This window comes from Janthinobacterium saanense (assembly GCF_014200675.1).
GTDB lineage: Bacteria > Pseudomonadota > Gammaproteobacteria > Burkholderiales > Burkholderiaceae_D > Janthinobacterium.
In genome coordinates this window covers 155,485-169,675 of the sequence record NZ_JACHCI010000010.1, presented here as the reverse complement: position 1 = coordinate 169,675, position 14,191 = coordinate 155,485, and the positions used below count along the sequence as shown (strand labels likewise).

Below are 14,191 nucleotides of genomic sequence, written 5' to 3'. Positions count from 1 at the left end.
CATTAATCGACCAGTAAAAATAAAATATCAGCAAACAGCCTTCAAGAAAATTCTTCTTGATTTATTGAGTCCGCGTATAAAAAAATGTAACAGGCCGAGAGGAAAAAGAGGAGCCTTTTCATAGACCCTGAAAATCAGCGGATATAATCCCATACCGAAAAATTTGCGAATATTGAATTCTCCATTTCCAGCAGTAAATTTATTACTGCTACCGCCTTTGCGCAGATTATAGGTAACTGACAAGATCAAAATGACAAACATATCCATTCTGAATCTGGAAATTAATTTCCGATCATTTACAAAACCGGTATCATACAGCGAAGTAAAGACAGCATCACCCCATACCTTGTAGAAGCTATACCCCCCGGTATTTTCCACCGTCATGAATATTTCTTTTTGATCGCTGATGAGACAAATTTTCGATTCCTCCAAAGCCTTGGCAAAAATAAAATAGTAAGCCATGAAGCCACCAAGGTACTTCCTGGCTTCAGTAATATAAGGTTTGACCAGCTTCGAACGAATTACCTGCGACGTCATGAATGTGGTAAAAATTGTAGTACGCGAAAATAATTCCGTATTGCTAACAGCAACATAACTTCTTCGGCCTGGCGAAGCGGGCTCACCTACTGTTCGTAAATAAAAATAATCAAATTTTTCTTTTTCTGCCGTTTGGAGAAGATAGGGCAAAAAGTCGTCTGCAAACAAGTCATCATCACCAGGTAACCAGATATATTCCCCCGTGCTCATTTCAAACAACTTCAGGAAATTCGCATCTGGCCCGATATTATTTTCATTTCGGCTATAAATCAGACCTTTTTTTACAAAGCTCTGTACGATCTCTGGCGTATCGTCAGCCGATGAATTATCCGAAACAATCACTTCCACCTGCTTTTGCAGGGAGAACTTATCTATTTCAGCATACAGTTTTTCCAAAAACCGCTTCAGGTAGGCGGAACGGTTGTATGTCGGGATACATATACTCAATTTCATTTCAATGCCTCATATCCACTCAACAACGACTGATTACTCCACAAGTAATCCCATTCACCAAACCGGCCACAGCTTGCAATACTGCCTTGCTCCAGCCATGCAAGCACTGTTTTTCTATCTTTTTCCATATTCTTGTCGAAAATAACATTTCCATACTCAAGAAAACGATGGTCCATGAAAATAATGTCTTGCTCGTCGGCAATCCCCATCTTTTTCAAGGCATGGAGCGTATTGTCCTTCAATTGCTGCGTATCAAAGCGCGAAGATGTACCCCGGTTATAGATTTCGAACTGCAGTGAACTGCAACCATCTGGAGCGTTTTCCGCTGCCTTGGCCGAGGGTGAATATGCCCTGCTTGCCAGGATATCTTCATCGTAAATGTAGAACCACAAATCCTTGATCAGGGATTTGTTGAACGCTACCGAAATCAGATCAATCGACGTCGCTTTGAGCCGGCCGGCTGCATCGAGCACATCTTGCGGTGTGTTCAGCAGAATGTTTGCCATGACAGGCAGAGGCAAGCTGCTGACCAACTGCCGGTATCTCACCTGCGTGCCATTGGCAAAAGTGATGGTTTTCTGATGCAGATCAACACGGACGGCCCGATGTTCAAGGCGAATCTCGGCAGCATCGATCAGCGGCTGAATAAATGCCTTATAACCACCGATTTTGGGATAACGCATTTCTTTGGTGTAATACGTATTGGGCGTCTCGGCAGAAAAAGCGCCATACAGTATTTCATCGAGTTCGGCGCGACGCATACGGTTGCCGATCCAGCTCGTCGACAACTCTTTTGCCGGCGTCGCCCAGTATTTTTGCGTGTAGCGTATCGGATAGCGCTGTGCGATGCCATCCCCATACTGATGCCTTAACCAGCTTTCGTAATTGTCCTCCTCCTGATGCTCAGGCCGAGACAGGAAGGACTTAATCAATTGGACCTTGTCTGCTGCCGGCAGTGGGGACAGATTATTCTGGATTGGATGTTTCAACCAACGGTCCTGGTCAAAACAGAACGATTCGGCAGGGTGCGTATGGTAAGGCGTCTGATCAAAAATATGTCTGACTTTTTCCTCGGTCGCAAAGCTCAGATGCACCGCATGGTCGAAACGGAAGCCATCGATCGTGAAATTATCCAGCAAGCCACCTGTGGCGCGGCGCGCCTCGAAAATCACTGCCTGGCGTCCTAGTTCACGCGCTTTCAAGGCGGCTCCCAGACCGGCGACGCCGGCACCAAGAATGACGGTATCAATCATTTCAATGCTCATTGTTGCACTCCTTCAGCCAGCAGGGCATTCTTGATGTAGTGCTCGAGGCTAGTCCGCCATGCGGGCATCTCTGGCAGACCTAATGTATCCATTTTCCAATTGACGGCCATCTCGTTGTTCGACACCTTTGCCTTGCGTTGGAAGGCGGCTGCATTCGATGGCCTGACTTCCAGCGGCAAACCAGCAAGCTCGATAACAGCTCTGACATACTCAAAACGCGACGCGCTACCGGTATTGACGCAATTAAATACACCGCTCCAGTTTGCGCTGGTCAGGTTCAGTATGCGTGTCGCAATATCCTGATTGAAACAAGGTACACCCCGCTGCTCGGTATTGGATTCAATGTATCCCTTGGCTTTCATGGCCTCTCGCGCTTCATCGATACGACGTGCGACAAAATTCTTTGGATTGGCCGCAGCACCACCGAATAACCAGCCTGTGCGTATAACCAGGTTGCACGGATTCTGGCTGATGACAGCCTGTTCGGCCATCATTTTGCTTCGGTGATGATGGGTTGGTGGATGCACGCTATCATATTCACGATATGGTATTTCCTGTCCTTCACCATAAATACCGGTACTTGAGATAAATACCATCTTCACTTTTGCAATGGCAGCCGCAATCGCAATCAATTCTGTCAGCAAAAAATTGTCACGATAACAGTCGTCGGGAGCAACTTCACATTGCTCGACATTGGTATTCGCAGCAGCATGTATCAACACATCATAGCCCTGCAGGGCGTTTGCCAGCGCAGACAAGGTATGCAAAGAGAGGGAAGGACGTGGCAAGGCGTTACAGACCAGACTGCGCTGGTGTGCAGCTTCGACAATGGCGCTTCCCAGCAGGCCGGTGGCGCCAGTCAGCAAAATTTTCATTAAATAGTTTCCAGCGGGTAGGTTTCCAGAGGGGCGTTGCGCGCTTCTTCCGGGTCATGCTCGATGCTCGCAAGATTGCACACAAGATTAAGGTCAGCTCCCATTCCTTGAAAAGCCATCCAGTAACCAGCAGGTACGGTCAAGCGCGCATAATTTTCTGCCCCCAGCACAAACCGGGTGGTCTTGCCGCTCGCCTCATCATGCACGTAAAAGCATACGGAACCCACGGGAACCACCAGATTCATTTGCATGCGCGAATGGCGTTTCCATCCCTTGATGACACCATGATGGACGGTCGTGAAATAGGCCTCGCCGAAACCTGCAAAACCTTCATCAGATGCTTTAATTGCATGAAAAACATCACCTTTGGGATGAAATATCTGCTTGAGCGGCGTCAGATAGGGGACTGCTCCCGTATTCACTTGGTCCATACCAGTCCCCGCTGACTTGCCTTGTTCTCGTACTCTTCAATCTGCGCCATCGTCAATGCATACATATCGGCCGACTCCTTGTAATACTGGTAGTACCAGTCACTTACCAGGCGCACACAATCGTCATAGCCGAGGTTGGCTTCCCAACGCAATTCGAACAGAGCCTTGTCGCAATTTAGCTTCAGCAAGCCCGCCTCATGAAACGGGATGTTACCCGTTACGCTATATGCACTTTCCGCCTTGGTAAAGTTCCAGTGTTTGCTCAAATCGCTTAACAATTCAAGTACAGTACGGCTCTGTTCAGAACGGGGACCAAAGTTAAAGGACTCACCGGCGAGATCACCGTTGGCATACAAAGCGGCGCCCAGTGTCAAATAGCCACTCAATGGCTCAAGCACGTGTTGCCATGGTCGCGTGGCAGATGGACTGCGGATTTCAACGGTCTTGCCTTCAGACCAATTGCGCATGCAATCGACGACAATGCGATCTTTGGCCCAGTCTCCGCCACCGATCACATTACCGGCACGGCCAGTCGCCAGCTTCACCTTGCAATCGGCATTTTTGAAGAAGGAATAATAGTAGGAGTGGATAATGACTTCCGCTGCACCTTTGGAACCACTATAAATATCGCGGCCGCCCAAGTGATCGGTTTCCTTATACCCCCAAAGCCATTCGACGTTTTCGTAGCATTTATCAGAAGTGATCATGACCGCAACGCAGTCCGGATTGAGCAAACGCAACGCTTCCAGAACATTCGCAGTACCGATCACATTCGTAGTAATGGTATCGATAGGATGACTATAAGAGACAGAAACAATAGGTTGTGCTGCCAGATGAAATATAAAATCAGGCTTGAACTGCTCAATGACAGCTTTAACCGCATCCAGATTCCGGATATCGCCGAAATGATGTTCTATTTTCTCAGCCAAGCCGGTTTCTTCAAAAATAGATGGTTGGGTAGGAATGCAATCAGAAAAACCGCCTACATTGGCTCCCATTTTCAACAACCAGGTTGAAAGCCATGTACCTTTGAAGCCGGTATGCCCGGTTACCAACACTTTTTTTCCGTTATAAATATCACCGAACATAATTTCAACCTGTTGTAATTAAATTTCTATTGCGCGACAAGGTAAAGACCGTCACTCCGATAACGATAGTGATCAACCACTCTATGGTTATCCACGATATTGCCATTCCTTTGATCTGATAATTCTTTATCAAAAAATAAGCCATCACGACATTAATCAGTGCGGCACATGAAATAATGACATTAAAAACTTTTTCTCGTCGATCCACCAATAAATACTGAAAACCAAGTACATTGCTCAAAGCAATCGCAGGAACAATTAATGCAAGAATTTCTATAATTTTCTGAACTTCAGCTGCATGCTCTGCAAACATATAATGCACAATTACGGGTGCAATCATCCACGTCAACAACATCCCACACACACCAAGTATCGAAAAACCAATCAGTACCCTGGTACGCAGCTTTTCCATTTTTAAGGGATTATCAGCGTTCATGGCATTCAATCTCGGAAATATCGCGTTCGAAAATTGGCCCATGAAGCCAATACCAGCCCTCATCAGTCGCTCGGCAGAAGCATAAATACCGACTTGCACCGGCGAACAGAAGAATCCCAGAAAAACTACGTTAAACGATGTGTAGAGGCTGACCGCCGCTTGAAAAATGAAAATATTAAATCCGCTTTTAAGTTTATCAATGCCTTCTACAAAATTAAACAGGTCTTTCAATCCTATATATTTTCCTCTATACATTCTCCAGTTCAGAATCGATAGACTGAACATGCGAGCCGCTAGGATAATAAGAGCCAGCAGATAAAAATCCTGACTACTATGTATTATCAAATATACAGCACCGAGCATTATGGCACCGCTCAGCACTTCGGCATATCCGACGACTTTTAATTTTTCACGGCCCTGAAAATAATAAATAGGAGAAAAAGCTGTTAATACGCCCAATAACCAGGCAACCACAGCCCAAAAAATATGCCCATCAAAAACTGGAATCAGGTAAGCTGCGAAAAATAAAAACGGAATCGTGGCCACTACTAGCAATAGTTTTGCAGCCTGTGTTCCGGCAACAATCGAGGTAACTTGTCCTTCATCCTTGGCACAGGCGATTTCACGCGTCGAAGATATATTGAATCCATACTCGATAAAAATCGCTAACCACGCTGCAAAAGATATGGTGTACATGTATACACCAAAGTCATCTGCCGCGATTCTTTTTGTCAGCACAGGAATCAGCAGCAGAGGAAGAACTAACCTGACAATGTGTACCAGGCTGAGTATGAATATATTTCTTAAAAGCAAAATTTACTCTAATCACAAAATTCCAGCGATACTTTGCCAGAAAAAATTATTTCAAGTCCATTTTCCATGGGGCTTTTCCCGTTTGCCACAATTCTTCCAGATGGACTTTGTCACGCAGGGTATCCATCGGTTGCCAGAAACCTTTATGAAAGTAGGCATTCAACTGACCATCTTTCGCCAATTGCTCCATCGGCTTCTTTTCCCATGTCGTCGTATCGTCATCGATATAGTCGATTGCCTTTGGCGAAAGTACAAAAAAACCACCATTGATCCACGCACCGTCACCTTGCGGTTTTTCTTGGAAACTATTCACTTTGACGCCATCGAAGTTAATGGCGCCAAAACGGCCCGGTGGCTGAGTGGCAGTTAATGTCGCCAACTTGCCATGAGACTTATGAAACTCAATCAATTCTGTAATATTGACATCGCTCACACCGTCACCATAGGTGAAACAAAAACTTTCCTCATCTTGCACATACTGTTTGACGCGCTTCAATCGTCCACCGGTCAGGGTTTCGTCACCGGTATCGACCAGCGTCACCTTCCATGGTTCCGCATTACGTGCATGGACTTCCATTTGGTTATTCTGCATATCAAAAGTGACGTCCGAAGTATGCAGAAAATAGTTGGCAAAATATTCTTTGATAACATAACCCTTGTAACCACAGCATATGACAAAATCATTCACACCATGAGCGGAATACGATTTCATGATATGCCATAAAATAGGTTTCCCCCCAACTTCCACCATCGGCTTTGGCTTTGTAGAAGTTTCCTCACTAATACGCGTTCCCAGTCCACCTGCCAGAATAACTGCTTTCATTTTTCTTCCTACTCATCGAGTTGAGTTGACAAACTGCACAACATTACGCTTGCCAATCAATATAAATCAAATATTTCTATTCTTCCAAGTATCTGCCAAGAGAGCCCATCGATATTTACTCTCCTCATCCCGGATAGATTTCTGATAAGCATCGCGTATCAAAGCAAGGAATAATGCCAGCATTCCGCCACCAAAGAATCCCAGCAGAATGATAATCAATTTCTTGGGCTTGGATTTTTTTTCTGCAGGAACCGCATTATCCAGTATCTGGATAGTTGATGATTCTTTTGCCTCATCAAATTTTGCCAGTTCATATTGCTTCGCCATCAATTCAAAAATAGTTTCTTGATACTTTACGTTACGCAACTTGCGAATATATTCAACACCAATCTCAGGAATTTTTCCTGTCGGCACCATTAAATCGCCATCCTTGCTACTTTTCCCATTTTTCAATTTCTCAAGTTGCGTACGATAGCCCTGAATTTCACTCTGCAAACGTTGTAATTCTGGATTATTATTCGTGGCAAAACTACGCATTGCGTTGAGTTGAACCTCTTTAGCCGCGATCGTGCCTTCGAGTTGCGCTACATTGCTGATAATTCCCTTGACCTGTCCCTCAAGCTCCAGCATCCCCGTATTTTCCTGGGTCTTGCGCAATGCAATTTCAGCATTTGCCAAATCATCTTTGACGGAAACTAGCTGTTTCTCAAAAAAAAGACGGCGCTGCGCAGCATCGCTGATCGCCATCGTCTTTGTCAGGTTTGTCAATTCGCTGACATAGGCATTAGCAAGTTCTGCCGCAAACTTTGGATCTTTGTCTTCCACCAATACGGAGATGGTGCCTGCCTTATCATTGGCTATCGAGACAATTCCAGCCAACTTACTACGTGCGTCGTCCTGTGTTTCAGCCTTGAGACGATTTTTCAAATCAAAACGCTTGATCAGTTGGTCGGCAATGGTCCGACTCTGCAACATGGCAACATATAGATCATTTGGATTTTTTAAGCTTGTCAGGCTGCCTGCAGCACTGGCCAATCCACCTAGCTGTCCTAACATGGCAGCCACGCTGGAACTTTGCTGCTGTGGCGGGAGTAATACTGCCGTTGATGAAAATGTCGGCTTGATTAGAAACGCAGCCGCAATTGCTAAAGCCCCCGCAATCAGTGGTACTGTGAATAATATTTTTTTTTGCCGTGCAAGTGCGGTCAAGATGTCCAATAAATGAATATCATCATTACTTTCGCTTGCCGACAAAGGCTGCCCTTTAATTTTCAATTCCTCAGACATCTTTTTCTTTCAAGTGGTAAGCCATCATATTTGATACGCCCCCAAGATTATTCGTATTCTATCAGCCGCAATCAACCTACCTGAGCGGTCAGCAGATCATTAATCCTTCAGCACTTTTAGACCCGCTGCGCCAAGACCGAACTGATAAAAAATCGCGGTCCAATCTTTCAAACTCTGCATAAACGTACTACGCTCAATTTTTTCAGGAACTACGACCGTATCACCAGGATTCAATGCCGTGCCACCGAGACCGCTGAACCAACCCGTCCCTTGTCCACTCTGGGCTGTGCCATCGGCACGAATCACATACATTTCGGATTTGTCAGCAGTGGAGGTAATACCGCCAGCTTGCTGCACATAATCGTTGACCGTACGCTGTGGGCGGTAAACAAAGGCGTTTTGCTGGAAGACCGAACCCAGTACATCGACGGTACCCGGACGGCGCGGAATCAGGACGGAATCACCATCTTGCAGCGGTATATCAGGCAAGTTTTTCACTTGCGTATCGACGCCAGGCAAATCAAGCACAATGCGGCCTTCTGCCTTGATATTCCGCATTTTTTGCACGATGCGGCGCTGCTGTTCCACCTCAGCCGCGGTTTTGGCCGCGCTGTCTTTGTCACCGGTGGCGGCCATGCGCTGAGTCGCGTTCGAATCCAGATCGCGCTCAAAACGATCGGCCACCTGATCTAATTTGATTTGCTGCGCACGGCGTACAGATTCACGCGTCAACTGGGTGGCGTACAGGTAGCCATTGTCATTGGCGCCGCCGACACGCGCGATCAGCTCGCGCAGGGTTTCGCCTTTTTTCAGCAAGAAAATACCGCTTTGTTTTGCCTCGCCGGCCACGCGCACGTATTCATTCTGGATCTGTGCCTGGACGGGTACCGCACCTGGTGCAAATACCCGCAGAATATCGGTAGGATTGACGGCGATACCGGCCAATTTGCTGCTGGAAATACCGCCATCGGCCACCAGGTCAAGCACCGTTTTATATTGATTGTCTACGCTCTTTTCAACAATCACCTGCTTGGTTTCCGCTGCCGAATCAAACCCCCCGGACCAGTTCACCACATCAGCCAGGCTGGCCTTGCCTTTCAATTCAAAAATGGCGGGCTGCTTCACGCTGCCGGTCAGTGCTACCAATGGGCCAACTTCGGGGATGTAGATCACGTCGCCGTCACGCAGTGTAATGTCACGGCTCTTGTCGCCTTTTACCAGCATGTCATACAGGTCGAACGTGGTCACCGTATCCTTGCCACGCTTGAGCTGGATACTGCGCATGCTACCAGTGGCGTCTGGACCACCTGAAGTAAACAGGGCATTGAGTAAGGTACTCATGGAATTGAGGGTATACGTGCCAGGGCGTACCGCATGGCCAACCACATACACTTGTACCGCGCGCGTTTGCGCGATGCTGGCAGTCAGATCAAAGTTGGTGTAGATTTTGCTGATCGCCTTCTTCAAATAGCCCTGCAAGTCCTTGTACTGCACGCCGCTGACCTTGATGGAGCCGACGCGGGGAATGAAAATTGCACCGCTGCGGTCAACTGTCGCGCTGACGTCGATATCGACCATACCCCAGCCGCGCACCTGCAATTCGTCGCCAGTGCCGATCACATATTCCTGATTCACCTGCACGCCATCAAGCGGAGCAAAGGTGGACGGCACATCGCTGAACAGATCCTTGCCGAAGATGCTCAGTTTTTTACCTGTCACACCATCGACATACTCTTCGAAAGCGCCAACGGGCGCATCAGCATCAGCAACGCTACGTTTGCTGGTGGCATTGGATGATAAAGGTTTTGCCTGGCGCTGCTCACTGCGGCCGCTACGGATGCTGGGCAAGCTCCCGCCGCCCAGTTCGCTTGCCTGTGCCCGGGACAAGTCCGCGCGAGGGGTGTCATTCGCGCCAAAGTCCTGCTCCACTGCAAAGGAAGAACCGGCGCCCAACAGGCACGCCGAGAAGATCACGTGTTTCACGAGAGCCGGGGAAGTACGGAATTGCTTTTTCATGCTGTTTTTGTCCGAATCAATGAATTTGTATGAGTGAAGGGCACGCCATGCGCGCCTAGTATTTGCTTTGCCAGGTCACGCTGACTTCCTTCGGCCCTGGATTGATCGACAGGCCTGACTTGCTCTGGTCCCGCTGTGCATTCCACAACCAGCTACCCATTGCATAGCCCACAAGACCACCGGCGACCGTATCGGACACCCAATGCTTGCGGCCAGCTATACGGCCGGCAGAACCGACTGCCGCCACGCCATACAACCACGGTGCATCATACTCTTTGGCAAAAGGTGTCACGGCAGCAAAGGCAACCGCCGAATGGGTCGAGGGGAAAGAAGCATCCGAGCGCGATGTTCCGCTACCGACACTGCTCCATGGACCGCGCTCCTCATCGGGACGAGCCCGTCCAATCGCATATTTGCCCGCCAGAGCCAGGCCCGTTGCCGCAGCCACCGACTGCATGGAAATCAAGCCGGTATTTTGCATCCTGTCGTCACCAAACGCGAGGGCGGCCCCGGCCGCACCCACCAGTGCATACGGCATAGCTTTACCGAGTTTGTCCCAGTTGCGGAACGCAGTGGAATTTTCGTGTTTCTTGACGAAACGGTCGACTGGCTTGTCAAGCAGCGCCGATGACACCGCCACGCCGCCGATCAGCGCCGTCGCCTTGAGCCATTCAGGAGGTGTCGGCATCGCCGAGGACGATTGCTCCAGGCGCGCGCGCATGGCCGGCCATGGGCTGACAAAGGGACGATCTGGAGGATTGACGGCAGGCAGGTTTTGTTCGTCAGGGCGTTCGGCAAAATTACCTAGGCCATCGTAGCTATGCATGTCGGCGCGCGGGCGCTCGACCATGTCATACAGGTCGCCAGGCGAAGCCACCATCTGGCCCACGTCGCGCGTCCATGGCGAAAGCGCGAAGCCGGCCGTCGATTGCGTATCCATCGGCAACATGCTGTTCAACGGTATCGACAAGAAGACGCCGCGGTCCTGATACGGCTGGGCTGGCGTACCCGGACTCGTGATGTCGTTGCCATTCGTATGCGAGTACCAGGCGCCCACTTCGATGCCAGACTGGAAGCGGCGCTTGAACTCCATGCGCACACCGGTGTCTTTTGCCAGGAAACGGCCGGCACGGGCTGTGACGGTAATATCGTGCGGCAAGCGATAATGCAGGGAACCTATCGCCGTCACCGTCTTGTAGTCACGCGAATCGAGCAAACCCTTGAAGCCACGCTGCTGCAAGGCGTCGACGGCCAGGTCGGCAGCCCAGCGGCTGTCTTTCGGCAGGTACAGGACCTGGCCGCCTGCACCACGGAACATCTCTTCATATAAACCCGCCGATAAACGTGTGTACACGCGTTCGGCAGGATTATCATATTTGTTCAACAAAATACGACTCAGCGAGAAACGGCTACCGCGCAAATAGTCGGCCACATCGCTGCGTACGTGTGGCAACTCGCTATTGGAAGGCTGCTTGACGCCCGACACGGTTTCCATCAACTGCAGGCTGGCTGCGCTGTTGAAGTACCAGCCATCACCAAGACGGCGGTCATAATTAGCCACGGCAGAAATCGAATAACGGAAAGCGCCGCTAGGGTCGTTGAAGAAAAATCCAACCTTGGGTGCGATCTTGAAACGGTTCGCCTCGCGGTCCAGCGATTTGACCTGGACCACATCACCGTCCACACCGAGGCCAACGGCCAGCTTGCCATCATTGTTCGCCGTATTCACCGCATCGCCTGCCTTGACCACCGCTGGCACAGGTATCTCAAGGACTTGACTGGCCGGCGCTGCCGCCAGCACCGGCGATACATGAACTGCCGCCGTGACAACTGGCGCCGCAGCGGGCGCAGTAGCAACGACAGGCTTTGACACCGCTGGCTTATCGAGAAACTCTTGCAGCCAAGTTTGCTGTTCGTCGCGGATGACATCGCTCTTTTCCGGATAACGCAACAGTACGACATCGAGAAACGCCTGGCGGTCGATTTTGCCTGCCAAATAATCGTTCAGTTTCGGCAAATCAAAAAACTCGTAAGTGGCGATCGGCTGGTCCAGCTTGGTGTAAGTGATACGCAGAGTCGTTACGCCCTGTGGCGTGAAAGCGACAGCAGTGCGCGCAGCACGGCCCACGGCACGTCCCAGATTTGAAATACGGCTATTGGTGAGGCTCAGGCTAAGAACATTGCCCTCTTGCTCAACGCGGATATTCTTGTAATCCTGTTTCACCAAGGCATTGACCAGATCGGCGCCATAGCCAGGATCTCGGTGCCACTCTTCCTTGCTGGGCAGTGGGGGTGGATTTTTGTCATCGACAAAGTAAGCCGGCTCAAACAGCTTGGGAATAAATTCACGTTCACCAAACGGGATACTGACCGAGGCATTAATGCTGAATTGGTCACGGCTGCGCGCTGCTTGCAGCGCAAGCCAGCCCCAGCGATATTCCAGGCCCAGGGAAGGGCCCTTGTGACGCAAGGCAGCTCCCGAACCACTGGCCAGATAATCTCTGGAGTAATTGGTTGTGTCATATTCCGCAACCATCGACCAGCGCGGCAAACTCGCTGGCGTCCAGCGTGCACCGGCAAACAGGCCGTCCGGGCGCTTGCGGGCATAACCCAGGCTCGCTTCGACATTCTTGCTCGCGCCAAAAGTCTTGGTGGCAACGATATACTGCCCATTGAATAATTCTGTGCCAAATACGTCTGTTTCACCAATGGCAACGGAAGGCATCCAGTCGCCTTCCGTCCACAAGCGCAACTTTACATCGAGTACTTTATCCTTATAGCGGCCATAGCCTTTGCCATAGCCAGTATCGTTAATACCGAATGCAGGAATACCCGTAATCGACACATACCGTCCCGTTACCTGCAAGAAAGGCAGAATACTCGACGTTACCCAGGTCTGACCATACGGACTGTTATAGCTATAACCCACGCTGAATGTGCCATCAGTTTCCACCACGGCGCTGGGCATATTGATATAGCCAGATTGCCCACCCTGGTTGGGCGTAGCCGCCATGGCACCAGGAACTCCAAGGATCAGACATCCATACCAGGTAGTTTTAATTGATTTTCTGAGTACGCTTAACAAATCTGACTACCTAAAATATCTTGTACCTGGAATTCCTGATGATGCCTAGAAAACAACCAGCGCAAGGGAAGCTGAAAAACGGAAAAGGCCAACCTGGCGGCATCCAACATTGCCGCGCTTCGGTTCGCCACTAGAAATCTGACATGTTTAGTCGGCTAAATCCGGTCAACCACACTTTCAAAATTTTATGTCGCAGAATTTTAACATTCTTCTCTTATGACAAATACGTAACTTGTTTCCCAAACACTACAAACACCAAACAAGACGCATTTCAATCGAGAAAATTATATATTTTATAATAAATTATTTCAAACTGCCAAACACCTTGCCAATAATCTTGCTGCCATACGACAGGGGATCGCGGCGGATGGCTTTTTCTTCTTCGCCTATCATCAAATACAGGCCGTCGAGCGCGCGGTCGGTGACATAGCCCTCTACCGTCGATTGCTGCTGCGGCACCAGCCCGGTCTTGCCGATCTGGCTCATGGTGCTGTTGTATTTGCTGGACAGGCCAGACTTGTCGGTCACCGATTTGACGATGGGCAGGAATTTGACGGCCAGCGGCGCGGCCGTCTTTTGCCGGAAAAAGTCGGTCACCGAAGTGTCGCCGCCAGACAGGATATTCTTGGCGTCGGTGACGCTCATCGACTTGACCGCGTCGATCAGCAAGGGCTTGGCCATCGGTATGGCCGACTCGGCGGCACGGTTCATCGACACCACCAGATCATCCAACTGCTGCCCGCGCCCTGTCATTTTCAACAAGGGCTTGGCCTGTTCCAGCACGCCTGGCAATTTGATCTTGACCTTGTCATTATTCAAAAAACCATTTTCCACGCCCAATTTGGCAACCGCGGCGGCCGAGCCGGCATCCAGCGCCGCCTTCAGGCCATTGCTGGCGTCCTGGTTGCTCAAAGCGGCCAGGGGATTGGCGGCGATGGCAGGCACGGCACACAAAATCAGCACGCATGACAAGGGCGCAAGCAGACCAAGGCGAGAGTTCGGGCGCATATTCTTCCTTTGTTGAGGTGGTGGAACAGGTAGCGATTGAACAGACAAATCTTCTTCGCCTGAAACATTAGCAC

Annotated in this window: 11 protein-coding genes; all 11 read right to left on the bottom strand. The window is 49.6% G+C overall.

Features of this window, described 5'->3' with window-relative positions; translation table 11 throughout:
- Positions 1-27: 27 nt before the first annotated feature.
- Positions 28-990 carry a glycosyltransferase family 2 protein gene (locus tag HDE72_RS15390; protein ID WP_183742399.1) on the bottom strand — a complete coding sequence of 321 codons (963 nt, stop codon included), beginning with the start codon at positions 988-990 and terminating at the stop codon, positions 28-30.
- Entirely contained in the window at positions 987-2,255 is a 1,269-nt protein-coding gene (locus HDE72_RS15385; protein WP_221291283.1) for a protoporphyrinogen/coproporphyrinogen oxidase, read from the bottom strand. The genes HDE72_RS15390 and HDE72_RS15385 overlap by 4 nt, the downstream gene beginning before the upstream one ends.
- Complete coding sequence (locus HDE72_RS15380) at positions 2,252-3,130, bottom strand: SDR family oxidoreductase (protein WP_183742397.1); 879 nt, start codon at positions 3,128-3,130, stop codon at positions 2,252-2,254. The genes HDE72_RS15385 and HDE72_RS15380 overlap by 4 nt, the downstream gene beginning before the upstream one ends.
- The gene (locus HDE72_RS15375; protein ID WP_183742395.1) at positions 3,130-3,561 is read right to left on the bottom strand and encodes a dTDP-4-dehydrorhamnose 3,5-epimerase; all 432 of its coding nucleotides are present in this window, start codon (positions 3,559-3,561) and stop codon (positions 3,130-3,132) included. Before HDE72_RS15375 ends, HDE72_RS15380 begins: the two co-directional genes overlap by 1 nt.
- Entirely contained in the window at positions 3,549-4,649 is a 1,101-nt protein-coding gene (gene rfbG / locus HDE72_RS15370; protein ID WP_183742393.1) for a CDP-glucose 4,6-dehydratase, read from the bottom strand. Before rfbG ends, HDE72_RS15375 begins: the two co-directional genes overlap by 13 nt.
- A 4-nt stretch (positions 4,650-4,653) precedes the next feature.
- On the bottom strand, positions 4,654-5,898 hold the full coding sequence (locus HDE72_RS15365; RefSeq protein ID WP_183742391.1) for an oligosaccharide flippase family protein: 1,245 nt from the start codon (positions 5,896-5,898) through the stop codon (positions 4,654-4,656).
- A gap of 46 nt (positions 5,899-5,944) precedes the next feature.
- Complete coding sequence (gene rfbF, locus HDE72_RS15360; RefSeq protein ID WP_183742388.1) at positions 5,945-6,721, bottom strand: glucose-1-phosphate cytidylyltransferase; 777 nt, start codon at positions 6,719-6,721, stop codon at positions 5,945-5,947.
- A gap of 66 nt (positions 6,722-6,787) precedes the next feature.
- Positions 6,788-8,008: a GumC family protein gene (locus tag HDE72_RS15355; protein ID WP_183742386.1), complete on the bottom strand. Its 1,221-nt coding sequence runs from the start codon at positions 8,006-8,008 to the stop codon at positions 6,788-6,790.
- A gap of 99 nt (positions 8,009-8,107) precedes the next feature.
- Positions 8,108-10,024 carry a polysaccharide biosynthesis/export family protein gene (locus HDE72_RS15350; protein WP_183742384.1) on the bottom strand — a complete coding sequence of 639 codons (1,917 nt, stop codon included), beginning with the start codon at positions 10,022-10,024 and terminating at the stop codon, positions 8,108-8,110.
- Between the two features lie 55 nt (positions 10,025-10,079).
- Positions 10,080-13,037 carry a YjbH domain-containing protein gene (locus HDE72_RS15345; protein WP_183742382.1) on the bottom strand — a complete coding sequence of 986 codons (2,958 nt, stop codon included), beginning with the start codon at positions 13,035-13,037 and terminating at the stop codon, positions 10,080-10,082.
- Between the two features lie 375 nt (positions 13,038-13,412).
- Entirely contained in the window at positions 13,413-14,117 is a 705-nt protein-coding gene (locus HDE72_RS15340) for a DUF4197 domain-containing protein (protein WP_260176716.1), read from the bottom strand.
- Positions 14,118-14,191: the final 74 nt, after the last annotated feature.

Bases quoted from the DNA above. Each gene is read 5' to 3' on its own strand.
- HDE72_RS15390 (WP_183742399.1), bottom strand. From the start codon at position 990: ATGAAATTGAGTATATGTATCCCGACATACAACCGTTCCGCCTACCTG.
- HDE72_RS15385 (WP_221291283.1), bottom strand. From the start codon at position 2,255: ATGAGCATTGAAATGATTGATACCGTCATTCTTGGTGCCGGCGTCGCC.
- HDE72_RS15380 (WP_183742397.1), bottom strand. From the start codon at position 3,130: ATGAAAATTTTGCTGACTGGCGCCACCGGCCTGCTGGGAAGCGCCATT.
- HDE72_RS15375 (WP_183742395.1), bottom strand. From the start codon at position 3,561: ATGGACCAAGTGAATACGGGAGCAGTCCCCTATCTGACGCCGCTCAAG.
- rfbG (WP_183742393.1), bottom strand. From the start codon at position 4,649: ATGTTCGGTGATATTTATAACGGAAAAAAAGTGTTGGTAACCGGGCAT.
- rfbF (WP_183742388.1), bottom strand. From the start codon at position 6,721: ATGAAAGCAGTTATTCTGGCAGGTGGACTGGGAACGCGTATTAGTGAG.
- HDE72_RS15355 (WP_183742386.1), bottom strand. From the start codon at position 8,008: ATGTCTGAGGAATTGAAAATTAAAGGGCAGCCTTTGTCGGCAAGCGAA.
- HDE72_RS15350 (WP_183742384.1), bottom strand. From the start codon at position 10,024: ATGAAAAAGCAATTCCGTACTTCCCCGGCTCTCGTGAAACACGTGATC.
- HDE72_RS15345 (WP_183742382.1), bottom strand. From the start codon at position 13,037: ATGGCGGCTACGCCCAACCAGGGTGGGCAATCTGGCTATATCAATATG.
- HDE72_RS15340 (WP_260176716.1), bottom strand. From the start codon at position 14,117: ATGCGCCCGAACTCTCGCCTTGGTCTGCTTGCGCCCTTGTCATGCGTG.